The organism is Streptomyces sp. NPDC100445, from assembly GCF_044759735.1.
Lineage (GTDB): Bacteria > Actinomycetota > Actinomycetes > Streptomycetales > Streptomycetaceae > Streptomyces.
This window is the reverse complement of record NZ_JBIVZV010000009.1, coordinates 1-15,617: the sequence shown is the minus strand read 5'-3', so window position 1 is coordinate 15,617 and position 15,617 is coordinate 1. Positions and strand designations below refer to the sequence as shown.

At 74.6% G+C, this 15,617-nt stretch carries 11 protein-coding genes; 6 read left to right on the top strand and 5 right to left on the bottom strand.

The window, feature by feature from the left end:
* Positions 1 to 14: 14 nt before the first annotated feature.
* Positions 15 to 1,760: a malto-oligosyltrehalose trehalohydrolase gene (treZ, locus tag ACIQVT_RS21460; RefSeq protein ID WP_403755951.1), complete on the bottom strand. Its 1,746-nt coding sequence runs from the start codon at positions 1,758 to 1,760 to the stop codon at positions 15 to 17.
* Between the two features lie 196 nt (positions 1,761 to 1,956).
* Here treZ and ACIQVT_RS21455 point away from each other — a divergent pair, with 196 nt between their 5' ends.
* Complete coding sequence (locus ACIQVT_RS21455; RefSeq protein ID WP_403755948.1) at positions 1,957 to 2,508, top strand: FHA domain-containing protein; 552 nt, start codon at positions 1,957 to 1,959, stop codon at positions 2,506 to 2,508.
* Between the two features lie 107 nt (positions 2,509 to 2,615).
* A complete protein-coding gene (locus ACIQVT_RS21450; protein WP_403755945.1) occupies positions 2,616 to 3,029 on the top strand; it encodes an SSI family serine proteinase inhibitor in 414 nt (137 codons plus the stop codon).
* A 40-nt stretch (positions 3,030 to 3,069) separates the two neighbouring features.
* On the opposite strand, the gene ACIQVT_RS21445 is transcribed toward ACIQVT_RS21450, so the two are convergent.
* The 3 genes from ACIQVT_RS21445 to glgX all read right to left on the bottom strand — a co-directional run bounded on the left by ACIQVT_RS21445 (position 3,070) and on the right by glgX (position 9,869).
* Positions 3,070 to 4,320: a M14 family zinc carboxypeptidase gene (locus tag ACIQVT_RS21445; protein ID WP_403755942.1), complete on the bottom strand. Its 1,251-nt coding sequence runs from the start codon at positions 4,318 to 4,320 to the stop codon at positions 3,070 to 3,072.
* Between the two features lie 864 nt (positions 4,321 to 5,184).
* Positions 5,185 to 7,554: a malto-oligosyltrehalose synthase gene (gene treY, locus ACIQVT_RS21440; protein ID WP_403755939.1), complete on the bottom strand. Its 2,370-nt coding sequence runs from the start codon at positions 7,552 to 7,554 to the stop codon at positions 5,185 to 5,187.
* Positions 7,555 to 7,757: 203 nt separating this feature from the next.
* Positions 7,758 to 9,869: a glycogen debranching protein GlgX gene (gene glgX / locus ACIQVT_RS21435; RefSeq protein ID WP_403755936.1), complete on the bottom strand. Its 2,112-nt coding sequence runs from the start codon at positions 9,867 to 9,869 to the stop codon at positions 7,758 to 7,760.
* Positions 9,870 to 10,066: 197 nt separating this feature from the next.
* Between glgX and ACIQVT_RS21430 the strand changes: the two genes are divergently transcribed.
* The 4 genes from ACIQVT_RS21430 (at position 10,067) to ACIQVT_RS21415 (ending at position 14,457) form a co-directional block, all read left to right on the top strand.
* Complete coding sequence (locus ACIQVT_RS21430; protein ID WP_403755933.1) at positions 10,067 to 10,882, top strand: Tat pathway signal sequence domain protein; 816 nt, start codon at positions 10,067 to 10,069, stop codon at positions 10,880 to 10,882.
* Positions 10,883 to 10,935: 53 nt separating this feature from the next.
* Positions 10,936 to 12,276, top strand: a complete 1,341-nt coding sequence (locus tag ACIQVT_RS21425) for a copper amine oxidase (RefSeq protein WP_403755931.1) — start codon at positions 10,936 to 10,938, stop codon at positions 12,274 to 12,276.
* Positions 12,277 to 12,392: 116 nt separating this feature from the next.
* Positions 12,393 to 13,631 (top strand): SAV2148 family HEPN domain-containing protein, encoded by a 1,239-nt coding sequence (locus ACIQVT_RS21420; protein WP_403755928.1) that lies wholly within the window; start codon positions 12,393 to 12,395, stop codon positions 13,629 to 13,631.
* A gap of 103 nt (positions 13,632 to 13,734) precedes the next feature.
* Positions 13,735 to 14,457 carry a 3'-5' exonuclease gene (locus ACIQVT_RS21415; RefSeq protein WP_403755923.1) on the top strand — a complete coding sequence of 241 codons (723 nt, stop codon included), beginning with the start codon at positions 13,735 to 13,737 and terminating at the stop codon, positions 14,455 to 14,457.
* A gap of 16 nt (positions 14,458 to 14,473) precedes the next feature.
* Here ACIQVT_RS21415 and ACIQVT_RS21410 read toward each other — a convergent pair whose 3' ends face one another.
* Entirely contained in the window at positions 14,474 to 15,337 is an 864-nt protein-coding gene (locus ACIQVT_RS21410) for a phosphotransferase enzyme family protein (RefSeq protein ID WP_403755920.1), read from the bottom strand.
* Between the last annotated feature and the right edge of the window lie 280 nt (positions 15,338 to 15,617).

Here is a 15,617-nt window from a genome sequence, read left to right as displayed (position 1 = left end):
CCGCCGGCGCCCGTTCAGGGCTGGGTCAGCACCACGCAGGACTCCCCGGGCACCTGGAGCAGTCCGTCCGGTCCCGGCTCCTCGACCCGGCCCCAGGCGGCGAGGACCTCCACCCGGCCGGTGCCCAGCGGGATCGCCGCCGGCTCCTTGCCCAGGTTCACCGCGACCCGCACGTCGCCGCGCCGGAAGGCCAGCCAGCGGGCCTCGGTGTCGTAGGCGACCTTGGTGTCGGCGAGGTCGGGGTCGGTGAGGTCGGGCTGTGCGCGACGCAGCGCGATCAGCTGCCGGTACCAGGCAAGCACGCGCGCGTGGGGTTCGCGTTCCGGCTCCGACCAGTCCAGGCAGGACCGGTCCCGGGTCGCCGGGTCCTGCGGGTCGGGCACGTCCTCCTCGGCCCACCCGTGCTCGGCGAACTCCCGCCGCCGGCCCCGCCGAACCGCCTCGGCCAGCTCGGGGTCGGTGTGGTCGGTGAAGAACTGCCAGGGCGTGCCCGCCGCCCATTCCTCGCCCATGAACAGCATCGGGGTGAACGGCGCGGTCAGGGTGAGGGTGGCCGCGCAGGCCAGCAGGCCGGGGGAGAGGCGGGCGGAGAGCCGGTCGCCCTGGGCGCGGTTGCCGACCTGGTCGTGGGTCTGGCTGTAGCCGAGCAGCCGGTGCCCGCCCACCCGCGCGCGGTCCAGCGGGCGGCCGTGGTGGCGGCCCCGGAAGCTGGAGTACGTGCCGTCGTGGAAGTAGCCGCCGGTCAGCGTCTTGGCGAGCGCGGCGAACGGTTCGCGCGCGAAGTCGGCGTAGTAGCCCTGGGACTCGCCGGTCAGCGTGGTGTGCAGGGCGTGGTGGAAGTCGTCGTTCCACTGGGCGTGCAGTCCCAGGCCGTGCTCCGCGCGCGGGGTGATGAACCGCGGGTTGTTCAGGTCGGACTCGGCGATCAGGAACAGCGGCCGGCCCACCTCCCCGGCCAGGGCGTCCACGGCGGCCGACAGCTCCTCCAGGAAGTGGCTCGCGCGCGTGTCGTACAGCGCGTGCACCGCGTCCAGCCGCAGGCCGTCCAGCCGGTAGTCCCGCAGCCAGGCCAGGGCGCTGCCCAGGAGGAACGCGCGCACCTCGTCCGAGCCGGGCGCGTCCAGGTTCACGGCCGAGCCCCACGGCGTGCTGTGCGTGTCCGTGAAGTACGGTCCGAACAGCGGCAGGTAGTTGCCCGACGGGCCCAGGTGGTTGTGCACGACGTCCAGGACGACGCCGAGCCCCAGGGCGTGCGCGCGGTCGACGAAGCGCTTCAGGGCCTCCGGGCCGCCGTACGGCTCGTGCACCGCCCACAGCGACACCCCCTCGTACCCCCAGCCGTGCCGCCCCGGGAACGGGCACAGCGGCATCAACTCGACGTGCGTCACGCCGAGTTCCACCAGGTGTTCCAGCCGCTCGGCGGCCGCGTCCAGGGTGCCCTCGCGGGTGTACGTGCCCACGTGCAGCTCGTACAGGACCGCACCCGGCAGCCCGCGTCCGGCCCACTCGGTCCGCCACGCGTACCGCCCGTGGTCCACGACCGCGCTCAGCCCGTCCGGGCCGTCGGGCTGGCGGCGGGAGCGCGGGTCCGGCAGCACCGGCCCGTCGTCCAGCGCGAATCCGTACCGGGTGCCGTCCCCGGCCTCCGCCTCACCCGCCCACCAGCCGGCCCGCCCGGTTTCGCGCGTCAACGCGCTCGTGCCGTCCCCGCAATGGAGCGTCACTCGGTCTGCCTGCGGTGCCCACACCTCGAACTGCACGGACGGTTCCCCTTCGTCTACCTGTGTCGGTGCGTCTGCCCACCGTGATGTCCCGCCTTCCCATCGTGCCGCTCCGCAGACCGGTCCGCCCCACGAATGGCGACGTTTCCTGGCGGGTGTCGGGGAAGTACCCGTCCACCGGCAACGCTCCCCCCTTTTCTGGACACCCGCCGTCCACTGCCCGACAATCACCTGTGTGACGTCGTCCTTCGAGTTCTCCACCTACCCCGCGCGTCCGTCCGACGTGGAGCGCGACAAGGCGATCCAGGTGCTGCGTGACGGCGTCGCCCTGGGCCGGCTCTCGCACGACACGTTCCTGCGCCGCATGGAACTGGCCCTGGTGGCCCGCCGCTCGGACGAACTGGCCGTGCTCGTCGCCGACCTGCCCCGGGAGAACCGGTTCTCCCGCGCCGTGCTCGGCTCGGTCGAGGCCGTGTCCGGGTTCACCGTGCGGCTGCGCCGGGCCTGGCAGGCCGAGCGGCTGCCCAAGCTGCTGCTGCCGCACCCGGCGCACACCCATCCGCTGCGCATCGGCCGCGACCCCGCCAGCGGGCTGCGGCTGAACCACGAGACCGTCTCCCGGGTGCACGCCGAACTCCGCCGCCAGGGCGACCTGTGGGTCCTGCGCGACCTCGGCTCGACCAACGGCACCACCGTCAACGGCCGCCGGGTGACCGGGACGGTCGTGGTCCGCGAGGGCGACCAGGTCGCCTTCGGCCGGATCGCGTTCCGGCTCGCGACGACCTGAGCCGTGTGGCCGGACGCGTTCGAACAGAGGTGCACCGGCGTCCGTCCGACGCACCGATCGGGTGAGCCGGACTGCGGAAGACGGGCCGCCGTGCCGATGCAACGGACATGACCTACCTCACCAGAGCGGCAGCGGCGGCCGGCGCCCTGCTGGCCGCGGCCGGCCTCCTCACCGCCGGCCCGGCCCACGCCGCCTCCCGCGACATCCGTCCGGACAACTGGCTCTACCTGACGATCACCAGGGGCGACGCCCGCTCCAGCGACACGCGCGGCACCGTCCTGCTGTGCGACCCGCCCCAGGGACACGCCCACGCGGCCGACGCGTGCGCCGAACTGGACGCCGCCGACGGCGACGTCGGCCGCATCCCCGCCAAGGAGGTGTTCTGTCCGATGATCTACGCCCCGGTGACCACCCACGCGCGCGGGCAGTGGAACGGTCGGGCGGTCGACTTCCAGCAGACGTACACCAGCGCGTGCGTGATGAACGCCCGCACGGGGTCCGTCTTCGCCCTGGACGGCTGACCGGGGCGCGGCGACCGGGTGGCGCGGGCCGGCACCGGCTTCACGCCGCCCGGTCACGCGCCTGCTGCGCCGCCACCAGCACCGTCCGCGACTGGTGCTCCACCTGGTGCTCCAACGGCACCCAGCGGGCCCCGAAACGCCCCGCGAAGGCGTCGCACCAGGTGGCCACCAGCTCCTGGAGCCGGGGCGCCGCCCGGTCGTCCGCCTCCCGCAGCACCCGCAGCAGCATCGACGCCGCCCGCAGCGGCAGCCGCCGCCCGAAGGCGTCCACACTGCCGACGTACGCCATCGTGGTGCCGGCCGGCGGCGTGTGGATCCAGTCCTCGGCCAGGCCCGGGACCAGCTCCAGCGCCCACCGCGCGGCCCGCAGCAGGGGCCCGTCCCGGCCGTCGAGCCGGGGCAGCGCCTCGGCGAGGACCCGCTCCACCTCCCGCGCGTCCCGCAGCAGCCGCGCCGCCAGCCGCTGTATGGCCGCGGCGGGCGCCGGGTGCGGGGCCGGGTCGTCCACCAGGTCGCTGGCCCACATCGGCACCTCCACCACCGCCGTCAGGCCGCCGTAGCGGTGCGCGTGGTACCAGGTGCTGTGCCGGGCGTCGTCCGGCATGCTCGGGTAGGCCACGCCCGCCTCCGGGGCGGGCATCACGTGCACCCCGGGGCCGGAGGCCGGCCACAGCGCCGCGTCCGAGGCGCCCGTCTCCACCGGGATGCGCAGCTCCGCCGCGGACTTGGCGAACGGTTCGGCCAGCCCCGGCACGTCCTTCGTCAGCTGCACCCAGCTGCCGCCGAGGTCGGTGCCGTGCAGCGTCACCTGGAGGTACGGGCGCAGCTCGTCGATGACCCCGGTCAGGGTCCGCGTCTCCGGCGGCAGTCGGTCCGGGGGGAGCACCGACGGCGACCACTCCGGCTGCTCGGCACCGGTCGGCCGGTAGAAACCGAGGTGGTAGTCGAGCAGGCTGCGCGGCGCCGGGGTCACGTGCAGGCTCGCCCCGTCAGGGTCCGCGCACAGCAGGAAGTGCCAGGAGGTGTCGTCCCGCAGCTCCCGCTCGGCCAGCACCCGCTCGGCCAGCACCCGCAGGGTGGACCCGCCCGCCGGCTCGTTGGCGTGGGCGCCCGCCACGACCAGCACCGCGCGGCGGGCGTGTCCCACCGACAGCAGGTGCAGGGGTCTTCCCGCGCGCGAGACACCGACCTCGCGCAGCGCGCACAGACCGGGTTCCCGAGCGGCCAGCGTCCGCGCGCTGGCGACCAGTTCGGGAACGCTCGGATAGCGCAGCTCCGGCAGAAGACTCACCCCCGACTGGTTCCGCCCGGCTTCGCCCTCTCAGTCCCGCACGGCGGGGGTGAACTGTCAAGGAGGCGGCGGACGCGGCCCTCCGGCGGTACCAGGCTCCCTGTCGGGCGGCGTGCGGTACGCGGGCACGCGCCGCGCCCGACCGACGCGGCCCGGAGTACGCGGGCACGCGCCGGCCCCGTCCGACCGACTCCGGCACGCGCGGGCCGGGCACCCGGTGAGCGCCCGCGCGCACGAGCCGCCCCCGGCTCCGCCGCCCCCTCATGACCTCCCGCGGTCCCCGGGCCCAGGTGCGACCCGCCGGGGCCACCGAGGCGCTCGTGAAACCCCCCGTGGGCCGTGGCCGCGGCTCCCTCGCGGACCTCCGCGGTCCCCTCGCGGGACCTCCGCGGTCCCCGAGGCGTTGGCGGACCTGCCGCGAACCCCGAGGCCTACGCGCACCTTTCACGGGCCGAGAGGGCCTTCGTGGACCTGCTGCCGGCCGTCCGGCCGGGGCCGGGCGCCACACCGGTCCACCGGGGCCGGTGGCGCCGGCCGTTCCTGGTCCGGCGGGGGCCGTGTGGTGCCCGCCCTTCCCGGTCCGGTGGGGACCGGCGGCGGGAGGCGTTCGTGGGCCTTCCGCGGTCCCCGAGGGGCCTTCGTGGACCTCCCGCCGGCCGTCCGGCCGGGGCCGGGCACCACCGGTCCACTGGGGACCGGGGCCGGGCGCCACACCGGTCCACCGGGGCCGTGCGCCGCCCGCCGTTCCCGGTCCGGTGGGGGCCGTGTGGTGCCCGCCGTTCCCGGTCCGGCGGGGGCCGTGTGCCGCCCGCCGTTCCCGGTCCGCCCGGGACCGTGGGCGACCGCTGCCGGGGGGCCGTTGCCTCAGTCCTGCGGGGCCCGTTCCAGCAGGGTCACCGGTGACCGGTCGAAGAGGTCCGCCACGCGCGCGTGACCGGTGAACTCCCGCTCGGGGGCGAGGACGTCCACCCAGCGCCCGGGCGGCAGCTCCAGCCGCGTGTCCTGCCAGCCCCCCGCCTCCGCGAGCCGCAGCGACAGCCGGGTCACCGCCGTGACGACCTCGCCGGAGCGCGCGAACGCCAGGCAGTGCCCGGCCGCCGGACCCTCGGCGGCCAGCGGCGCGTACGACGCGCCCGCGCCGAACGCGCCGGGCCGCCGGGCGCGCAGCCGCAGCGCCGCCGCGGTCAGCGCGTCCTTCTCGCCCGGCCCCTCCGGCGGGAACGCCACGGGCCGCCGGTTGTCCGGGTCCACCAGCGCCCGGTACTCGCCCTCCGTCCCCTGGTACACGTCCGGCACGCCCGGCATCGTCAGGTGGACCAGCGCGGTGCCGAGGACGTTGGCCCGCACGTGCGGTTCCAGCGCCTTGCGGAACGCCGCCACGCGCTCGCCGGGCGGCCCGCACGGCCCCGCGGCCACGAAGGCGGTCACCGCCTCCTCGTACGGCGGCTCCTGCTCCGTCCAGCTGGTGTACATGCCCGCCTCGCGCACGTGCTTGAGCAGCGCCTCCCGGACCCGCTCCTCCTCGGCCGGCCCCAGTCCGAACACGGTCTGCCAGGCGGCCCAGGCGAGCTGCCCGTCCGGCACGCCCTCCTCGGCCCGTGTCATCTCGGTGAGCAGCTCCGCCCAGCGCTCCGGGCACTCGGTGAGCACGGCCAGCGCGGCGCGCACGTCGGCGCTGCGCTTGGTGTCGTGGGTGGTGACGACGGTGCCGGTGTGCGGCCAGTCGCGCTGCACGCGCGCGCAGTACGCGTGGAAGTCCTCCGGGGACACGCCCGGGCTGCCCGGGTCGCCGCCCACCTCGGTCGCCGACAGCAACGGCACGTAGCGGTAGAAGGCGGTGTCCTCGACCGCCTTGGCGCGCAGCGCCGACGCGGTCTGCGCGAACCGGGTGCGGAACTCCACCCGGTCGGCGTGGTCCGGCGCGGCCGGGTCGCCGAGCGGCTCCACCAGCAGTTGCCGCACGATGTCGACGGCCTCGGCCTCCTCCGGCACCACGAAGGCCAGCCGGGCCTCCTCGGCGGCCTCCCGGGTGACGACCGCGGCGGCGTCACCGGAGGCGTAGGGCCGGTAGACGCGCAGCCGGACCAGCAGTTCCTCCACGGCCGTGCGCAGCGCCCAGGGCGCCCGGTCGCGCAGCGACAGGTCGGGGGAGCCGGCGCAGAGCCGGGTGGCGACCCGGGTGAGCCGGTCGGTCTCGGTGGCCAGTTCGTGCGTGAGCACCTTGTAGGCGGCCCGCCGGACCGTGGCCTCCCAGTTGCCGCCCCGGTCGGTCTGGGGCGCCGCGAAGGCCCGGTAGCGGCCCAGGAGCCCGTACGCCCCGGCGCGGTCCGTGAACAGGCCGTCGATGTGGCGCAGCGCGTCGTAGCCCGTGGTGCCCGCGACGGGCCAGGACGCCGGGAGGTGCTCGCCGTCGGCCAGGATCTTCTCCACGACCGTCCAGCGCCCGCCGGTCGCCTCGTGCAGCCGGGCGAGGTAGCCGTCCGGGTCGGCGAGCCCGTCGGGGTGGTCGACGCGCAGTCCGTCGAGCACCCCCTCGGCCAGCAGCTGGAGGATCTTGCCGTGGGTGGCGTCGAACACCCCGGGGTCCTCCACCCGCACGCCGATCAGCTCCGAGATGCTGAAGAAGCGCCGGTAGTTCAGCTCGGTGCGGGCCAGCCGCCACCACACCGGGCGGTACCACTGGGCGTCCAGCAGTTCGGGCAGCGGCAGGTGCGCGGTGCCGGCGCGCAGCGGGAGGACGTGGTCGTGGTAGTGCAGCACGTCGCCGTCGACCCGCAGGTGCTCCAGCTCGGAGCCGACCGGCCCGCCGAGCACGGGCAGCAGCACCCGGCCGCCCTGCGCGTCCCAGTCGATGTCGAACCAGGGCGCGTAGGGCGAGCCGGGGCCCTCGCGCAGCACCTCCCACAGAGGGAGGTTGTACCGGGGTGCCATGGCCATGTGGTTGGGCACGATGTCCGCCACCAGGCCGAGGCCGTGCTCCCGCGCGGTACGGGCCAGGGCGCGCAGGCCGTCCTCGCCGCCCAGTTCCTCGCGCACGCGCGTGGGGTCCGTCACGTCGTAGCCGTGGGCGGAGCCGGGGACGGCCTCCAGGACGGGGGACAGGTGCAGGTGCGAGACGCCGAGCGACGCCAGGTAGGGGACGGCCGCCGCGGCGGCCGCGAACGGGAACGCGGGCTGGAGCTGGAGCCGGTAGGTGGCCGTGGGCACCTCCGGTCCGGGGCGCGCAGAAGTCATGGGAACCTACGTACCCCGCTCGCCGTGTTTCGTGTCACCCCGGCACCGATCCGCGCGCGCCCGTCCGGTGCCGGGCGGGGTGCGGGGCGCCCGGTGCCGGGACGCGCGCTGGGCCGAACGGCCCACCGGCCGCCGGCGGCCCCGCACGGAGGCGGGCGCCCCGGATCCTCCCCGGTGGCGCCCGCCTCCCCGCGGCCCGGTGCTCAGGTGGGGCGCTGGAGCACGGTCAGGCTGCGGTCCGGCAGGGTGATCCGGTCACCGGCCTCGATCTTCTCGCCCGTGTTCGGCGGCACCCCCTCCGGGCGGGCCGTGTCGACCACGACCTGCCACTGCCGGCCGAGGTCGGCCGGCACCAGGAACTCGAGCGGCTCGGGGGAGGCGTTGAACATCAGCAGGAAGGAGTCGTCGGTGATGTGCTCCCCGCGCGGGCCGGGTTCCGAGATGGCGTTGCCGTTCAGGAACACCGTCAGCGCGGACGCCGGCGCCGAGTCCCAGTCCTGCTGGGTCATCTGCCCGCCGTCGGGGGTGAACCAGGCGATGTCGGACAGCTCGTCGTGCGTGCCCTCCACCGGACGGCCGTGGAAGAACCGGCGCCGGCGGAAGACCGGGTGGTCCCGGCGCAGCCACACCATCGCGCGGACGAACTCCAGCAGGTCGCTCTCCAGGCCGTCCGGCCAGTTCACCCACGACAGCTCGTTGTCCTGGCAGTAGGCGTTGTTGTTGCCGCCCTGGGTGCGGGCGAACTCGTCGCCGTGGCTGATCATCGGCACGCCCTGGGACAGCATCAGCGTGGCGACGAAGTTCCGCATCTGCCGGGCCCGCAGTCCCAGCACGTCCGGGTCGTCGGTCTCGCCCTCCGCCCCGCAGTTCCAGGACCGGTTGTGGCTCTCGCCGTCCCGGTTGTCCTCGCCGTTGGCGTCGTTGTGCTTGTCGTTGTAGGCGACGAGGTCGTGCAGCGTGAAGCCGTCGTGACAGGTGACGAAGTTGATGGAGGCCAGCGGGCGGCGGCCGTCGTCCTGGTAGAGGTCCGAGGAGCCGGTGAGCCGGGAGGCGAACTCCGCCAGGGCGCGCGGTTCGCCCCGCCACATGTCCCGCACGGTGTCGCGGTACTTGCCGTTCCACTCGGTCCACATCGGCGGGAAGTTGCCCACCTGGTAGCCGCCCTCGCCGACGTCCCACGGTTCGGCGATCAGCTTCACCTGGGAGACCACCGGGTCCTGCTGCACCAGGTCGAAGAAGGACGACAGCCGGTCCACCTCGTGGAACTGCCGGGCCAGGGTGGCCGCGAGGTCGAAGCGGAAGCCGTCGACGTGCATCTCGGTGACCCAGTAGCGCAGCGAGTCCATGATCAGCTGGAGCACGTGCGGGGAGCGCATCAGCAGTGAGTTGCCGGTGCCCGTGGTGTCCATGTAGTAGCGGGGGTCCTCCGTCAGGCGATAGTACGACGGGTTGTCGATGCCCTTGAAGGAGAGCGTCGGGCCCAGGTGGTTGCCCTCGGCGGTGTGGTTGTAGACGACGTCCAGGATGACCTCGATGCCGGCCTCGTGCAGGGCCCGGACCGCCGACTTGAACTCCAGCACCTGCTGGCCGCGGTCGCCCCAGGAGGCGTACGCGTTGTGCGGGGCGAAGAAACCGAGGGTGTTGTAACCCCAGTAGTTGTTCAGCCCCATGTCGACCAGCCGGTGGTCGTTCACGAACTGGTGGACGGGCATCAGTTCCAGCGCCGTCACGCCGAGCTTGGTCAGGTGCTCGATGACCGCCGGGTGGGCGAGTCCCGCGTAGGTGCCCCGCAGCTCCTCCGGGAGCCCGGGGTGCTGCATGGTCAGGCCCTTGACGTGGGCCTCGTAGATCACCGTGCGGTGGTAGTCCGTGCGGGGCGGCCGGTCGTCGCCCCAGTCGAAGTAGGGGTTGATGACCACCGACGCCATGGTGTGCGGCGCCGAGTCCAGGTCGTTGCGCCGTTCCGGGTCGTCGAAGTGGTAGCCGTACACCTCCTCGCCCCACCGGATGGACCCGCTGACCGCCTTCGCGTACGGATCGAGCAACAGCTTCGCCGAGTTGCAGCGCAGCCCGCGCGCGGGGTCGTACGGGCCGTGCACCCGGAACCCGTAGCGTTGTCCCGGCATCACGCCCGGCACGTACGCGTGCCGCACGAACGCGTCGCTCTCGCGCAGTTCCACGGCCGTCTCCGAGCCGTCGTCGTGCAGCAGACACAGTTCTACTCGGTCCGCGGCCTCCGTGAAGACCGCGAAGTTTGTTCCGGCGCCGTCATAGGTGGCGCCGAGCGGATACGCCTCGCCAGGCCAGACCTGCATGGATACGACTCTCCCAGGTGTGCTGCCGCCGGGAGCCGTGTTGACCCCCGAATGTGCCCGAAAGTGGCGGAACCTTCCGCGACTTACGTCCCTCTTACCCACCGACCAGTGCGTACGGCGGTTCTGGTACCCGCCCTGCGCCGAACCAGCGGGTCGGAACACGTACTCCCGAAGATCACCGGCAGCAGGGGGATGATGTGCGCGAGACAGTCCACCGTCACCTGGGGAAGTTACTGACGGGTGCCGCCCTCGCGGCGGCGGGCACCGCGGCGATGGCCGCGGTCACCCTGCCGGGCACGGCGGGCGCGGACGACTCCGGGGGCGCGGGGACGGGCGGTGTCCGGGCCGCCGGACAGGCCGCCCGGGACCCGGACGCCGTCCCGCCGGGCGTCGTGGAGCGGGCGCCCGCACAACGGGCCCGGGGCACGGGCCGAGACCCGCTCACCGACTACGAGATCCGGAGCGCCGAGAGGGCCGCCGTGACCGGGCGGCTGTCGGCCGGCGGGCGGGACGTCGCCGGAGGCGGCGGGCCGCAGCCCCTCACCGTCGACCTCGCCGAGCCCGGGGCCGGCCAGGTCGACCAGCCGGACGCGCCGCGCCGCGCCGAGGTGACCTCGTACGACTACCGGACCGACACCCTGGTCACCACGACGGTCGACCTCGGCACCGGGAAGGCCGGACGGACCGTCGCCCGGCGTGGTGTCCAGCCGCCGCCGAGCCGCGCCGAGAACGCCGAGGCGGCCCGCCTCCTCATCGCCGACCCGCTCGGCGCGGGCCTGCGGGAGGACTACAAGGACGCCACCGGCAGGGACCTGACCTCCCCTGACCAGCTCGAACTGAGCGGCGGCGTCTACCGGGCGGCGCCCGGCGCCCAGCCGGCGGTCCTCGGCCGCTGCGGGGTGCACCGCTGCGTGCGCCTGTTCTCCAAGGTGCGCAACGGCCCCTGGATCGACACCCGCGACCTGGTGATCGACCTCAGCGCTCGCAGGGCCGCCGCCCTGGACCGGGACTGACCGGCCTCCGTACCCGCCCCCCGACCGACCTCCGGCAAGGGAGTCACCTCGTCATGCCCGCACAGCACCTGCCCGGCGGCGTCCGGGCGCAAGCCGCCGGCCGTGTCCGCAGGGCGGCGGCCGCCGCCCTGTCCCTCGCCGCGCTGGCCGTCGGCGCCACCACGGCCGCCGGGCCGGCCTCGGCCGTCCCGCGCACCGCGGCCGCGCCGGCCGCCGGATGCGGCGCCGCCCACCGGATCGAACAGAAGCTGTCCACCGGCACCACCTGGCGGATGTGCTGGCACTACGACAGCAAGGCCGGCCTCGTCCTGGAGGACGTCTCCTACCGGCCCAAGGGCGAGCCGAGACCCATCAAGATCCTCAACAGCGCCAGACTCGGCCAGATCCACGTCCCCTACGACGACGGCGAGCACGAGTACGACGACCTGACCGGCCAGGGCTTCGCCCAGGGGCTGATGGAGCTGGCTCCCGGCGAGTGTCCCGGCGGCAGCATCAAACCGGTCAGGGTGCCCGACGGCGACCCGCGCCACCCCGACGTCAAGGGCCTGTGCACCACCACCCGTTCCCGCGGCCACGCCTACCGCATGTCGGACCTCGCCACCGGCCGGCCCCACCAGACCCAGGGCAAGGACCTGCTGGTCTACACGGTCAACCAGGTCGGCTGGTACGAGTACATCACCGAGTGGCGGTTCAGGGACGACGGCACCGTCGACATGAACGTCGGCGCGACCGGCAGCCTCTCCTTCGACGACTACGACGCACGGGACGGGCGCGGCTGGCCCATCGGCAAGGGGGCCGCGGACTACTCCACCAGCCACAGCCACAACGTGTTCTGGCGGCTCGACTTCGGCCTCGACGGCTCCTCCCGGAACAGGGTCGAGCAGTACGACTCGACCGTCAGCGCCCCTGCCGGCCACCAGGAGGGCCCGTCCGCCAGGACCACCCGCACGAAGATCACCAAGGAGCTCGCCGCCGACCACCGCACGTACCGCTGGTGGCGCGTGGTCAGCGCCACCGGCCGGAACAAGGACGGCCACGCCCGTTCCTACGAGCTCGTCCCCGGGCCCTCCACCCGGTACCCGGGCCGCAGCTTCACCCGGCACGACATGTACGTCACCCAGTACGACCCGTGCGAGCTGTTCGCCAGCAACAACCCCGGGTGCGCCGCCGGCCACCCCTCGTCCGTCGACAAGTGGGTCGGCGGCCAGACCCTCACGCACCCGGTGGTCTGGATGAACGTCGGCTTCCACCACATCGCGCGGGACGAGGACCAGCAGCCCATGCCCGTGCACTGGCAGGGCTTCTCCATCGCCCCCCGGGACGTCACCGCCATGAATCCGCTCACTCCCGCGGACCTGGCATGGCAGAACGGTCACTGGAAATGGCGCGGTTGAGCACCGCGGCCGGGAAACCGACCTGACCGTCCGGCTGCACCGCCGACCCCTCGCGGAGTACCCTTCCTTGATCGTTGGGACGGGGAAGGCCCGGGGGGTCGGAAGGCGGTGCGCGGGTGGGCTCGGGAGGGCTGGAGCTGCCTTCTGGTGACGAGGGTCACGAGGGGAACTCCACAGACGTCCCGCCCGGCGCGGTGTCCCTGGCCCGGCCGATGGACGCGGGATCCATCGGGCCGGAGCTGGACTGGGACGCCGACGCCTGGCGCGAGGTGCACACCCGCGCCCAGCGGGCGGGCCGGGCCTACATCTGGCTGAACCTCGTCGAACAACGGCTGCGCGCGGTCGTGGCCGCCGTGCTGCGGCCCGTCTACGAACCCGTCCACGGCGACGAGTGGGTGGTCGCCGCGGCCGGCCCGGCCGGGCAGGAATGGGTGCAGCGCGCGGTCGCCGTACGCGAGGTGAGCCGCCGCAAGGGCTATCTGCTCGACCCGGCCGACGACAACGTGCTCAGCTTCCTCACCCTGCCGCAGCTGCGCGAGCTGGTCGTGCAGCACTGGCCGTGCTTCGAGCCCTACTTCGACGAGCGCCGGGACCTCGAACTCGCCCTGGACGAGCTGGAGGTGACCCGCAACGTCGTCTCCCGCAACCGGGCCCTGTCCGAGGCCGTGCTCGGCCAGGCCGAGCGTGCCTCGGCGCGGCTGCTGGAGATGCTCGGCGCCGGCGGCGACGTGCCCTCGGCGCGCCGGCTGCCCGTCGACGCGGTCGAGGACCTGGTCGGCGACCGGTACGCCGACGTCGTCGCCGTCCACTCCGACCGGGTGCGGCTGCTGCGGCAGTTCCCGGCCGAGGACATCTTCGACGGCGCCCGCCGGCTCGACGCCGTCGGCATCGGGCTGAACCTGCTGGTGCAGAACTTCTCCGGGCGCCGCCTGGTGCGGCTCGCCGAGTCGGGCTGCCGGGTGCGGCTGCTCTTCCTCAACCCGGCCTCCAGCTCGGTCAAGCGCCGCGAACGCGAACTCGGGATGAAGCGGGGAGAACTGGGCCGCTCGGTGGAGATGAACATCCTGCACATGCGGCGGGTGCGGTCCAGGCTGCGCGACCCGGGCGCCTTCGAGATCCAGGTGTACGACGAGACGCCCCGCTTCAGCGCCTACCTGGTGGACGGCGACGGCGCCGACGGGGTGGCCGTCGTGCAGTCCTACCTGCGCGGGGCGCGGGGGATGGAGTCGCCGGTGCTGGTGCTGCGCAACGGCAGCCGGACGGTCAGACCGGACCAGGCCGGCGACACCGGCCTCTTCCCGACATACCGTGAGGAGTTCGAGCAGGCCTGGGCGGATTCCCGCCCCGTCTCCTGACCGGCTCCCCGCGCAGAAGCGGAACGCGACCCCCCGATTGTCAGTGGCCCGTGCGAGGGTGAAGACCACTGGGGGAGAGCACCACCGAGAAGGGGGGCCGCCGATGGGCTGGCACCAGGAGCTGCTGATCGGCTTCGACCTGGAGACGACCGGGACCGATCCGCGCGAGGCGCGCATCGTCACCGGGGCCGTGATCGAGGTGCGGGCCGGTCGGCCCATGGGGCGTCGGGAGTGGCTGGCCGATCCGGGCGTGGAGATCCCGGCCGACGCGGTCGCCGTGCACGGCATCAGCAACGAACGTGCGACGACCGAGGGCCACCCGGCCGACCGGGTCGCCGACGCCATCGCGGCCGTCCTGGCCTCCTACTGGACGGCGGGCGTCCCGGTCGTCGCCTACAACGCGGCCTTCGACCTCAGCCTGCTCTCGGCGGAGCTGCGCCGCTACGGCCTGCCGTCCCTCGCCGACCGGCTGGGCGGCGCGCCGCCCGCCCCGGTCATCGACCCGTACACCATCGACCGCCGGGTCGACCGCTACCGCCGCGGCAAGCGGAACCTGGAGGCGGTCTGCGCCGAGTACGGCATAGTCCTCGGCGCGGCCCACGACGCCTCCGCCGACGCCCTGGCAGCCGCCCGTCTCGCCGCCGCGATAGCCGACCGCCACCCGAAGATCGCCGCCCTCGGTCCGGCGGAGCTGCACCACCGTCAGATCGAGTGGTACGCGGCCTGGGCGGCGGACTTCCAGGCGTTCCTGCGCCGCAAGGGGGACGCCGGGGCCGTGGTGGACGGGGTGTGGCCGCTGCGGGAGCCGGCGGACGAGCGGGTCTGAGCGGGGCGGCGCGGACTCAGAACGGATACCAGCGGACCGTCTCGTCACCCTCGCGCAGGGACGCCACCCGGCGCCGGAACTCGGCCAGCGCGTTCGGGTCGGCCGGCGCGTGCTGGGCCACCCAGGCGCAGCTGGCCGTCTCCCGGGCGCCCCGCAGCACCGCGCAGCCCTCCCACTCCCGCACGTCCCAGCCGTAGGCGGAGGTGAAGGAGTCGTAGGCCTCGGCGGGCAGGCCGTACCGGTCGCGGGAGAGTGCCATGACCACCAGGTCGTGCTCGCGCAGATCGGCCGAGAACGTCTCCAGGTCGACCAGGACCGGACCCTGCGGCCCGACGTGCACGTTGCGGGGCAGCGCGTCGCCGTGGACCGGGCCCGGGGCCAGGTGCGGGGTCAGCGCCGCCGCCTGTGCCGCGAAGCCGTCGCGGCGCGCGCGGAGATAGGCCGCGTCCTCGGGGTCGATGGCGTCACCCGCGAGCCGCAGCCAGCGCTCCACCCCGCCCAGCAGTTCCCGCGGCGGCAGGGCGAAGGGCGGGGCGGGCAGCGCGTGCACGATCCGCAGCAGCCCGGCCAGGTCCCGCGGTTCGGCGGGGCGCACGGCGTCGGGCAGCCGGTGCCAGACGGTCACCGGATGACCGTCCACCAGCAGCGGCTCGGGTTCGGCGGCCCGCACCGCCGGCACGCCTTCCCGGGCCAGCCAGCCGGCGACGGCCAGTTCGCGCCGGGCCCGCTCCAGCAGCTCGGCGTCGCGGCCGACCTTGACCACCAGGTCACCGGCGGCGAACACCGCGTTCTCGCCGAGCGCCAGGAGCCGCGCGTCCCGGACCGGGCCCGCCCCCACCCCCGCCAGGGCCAGTACGTCCCGCGCCCGTGCCTCGTCCATCGTCCCGCCTCCGTGCCGTCTTCCGCGCGTCCCGTGGGGCCACCGCGCGTACCGGACGCGGGGCGCCGCCCCCGGCCAGTCTCCCATCCACCCCCCCGGCGGCGGCCCGTCCCCGCCCCCGCGACGTGGGGGGGGGGGGGGGGGGGGCGGCGGGCCCCCCCCCCCCCCCCCCCCCCCCCCCCCCCCACGTCCGGGGCAACCGGCACGTGAGACGCGGTTCGCCCTCGGCGGCCCGCCCGCGTTAGGTTTTCCCCCATGACCGACTCTGCTTCCCGCACCA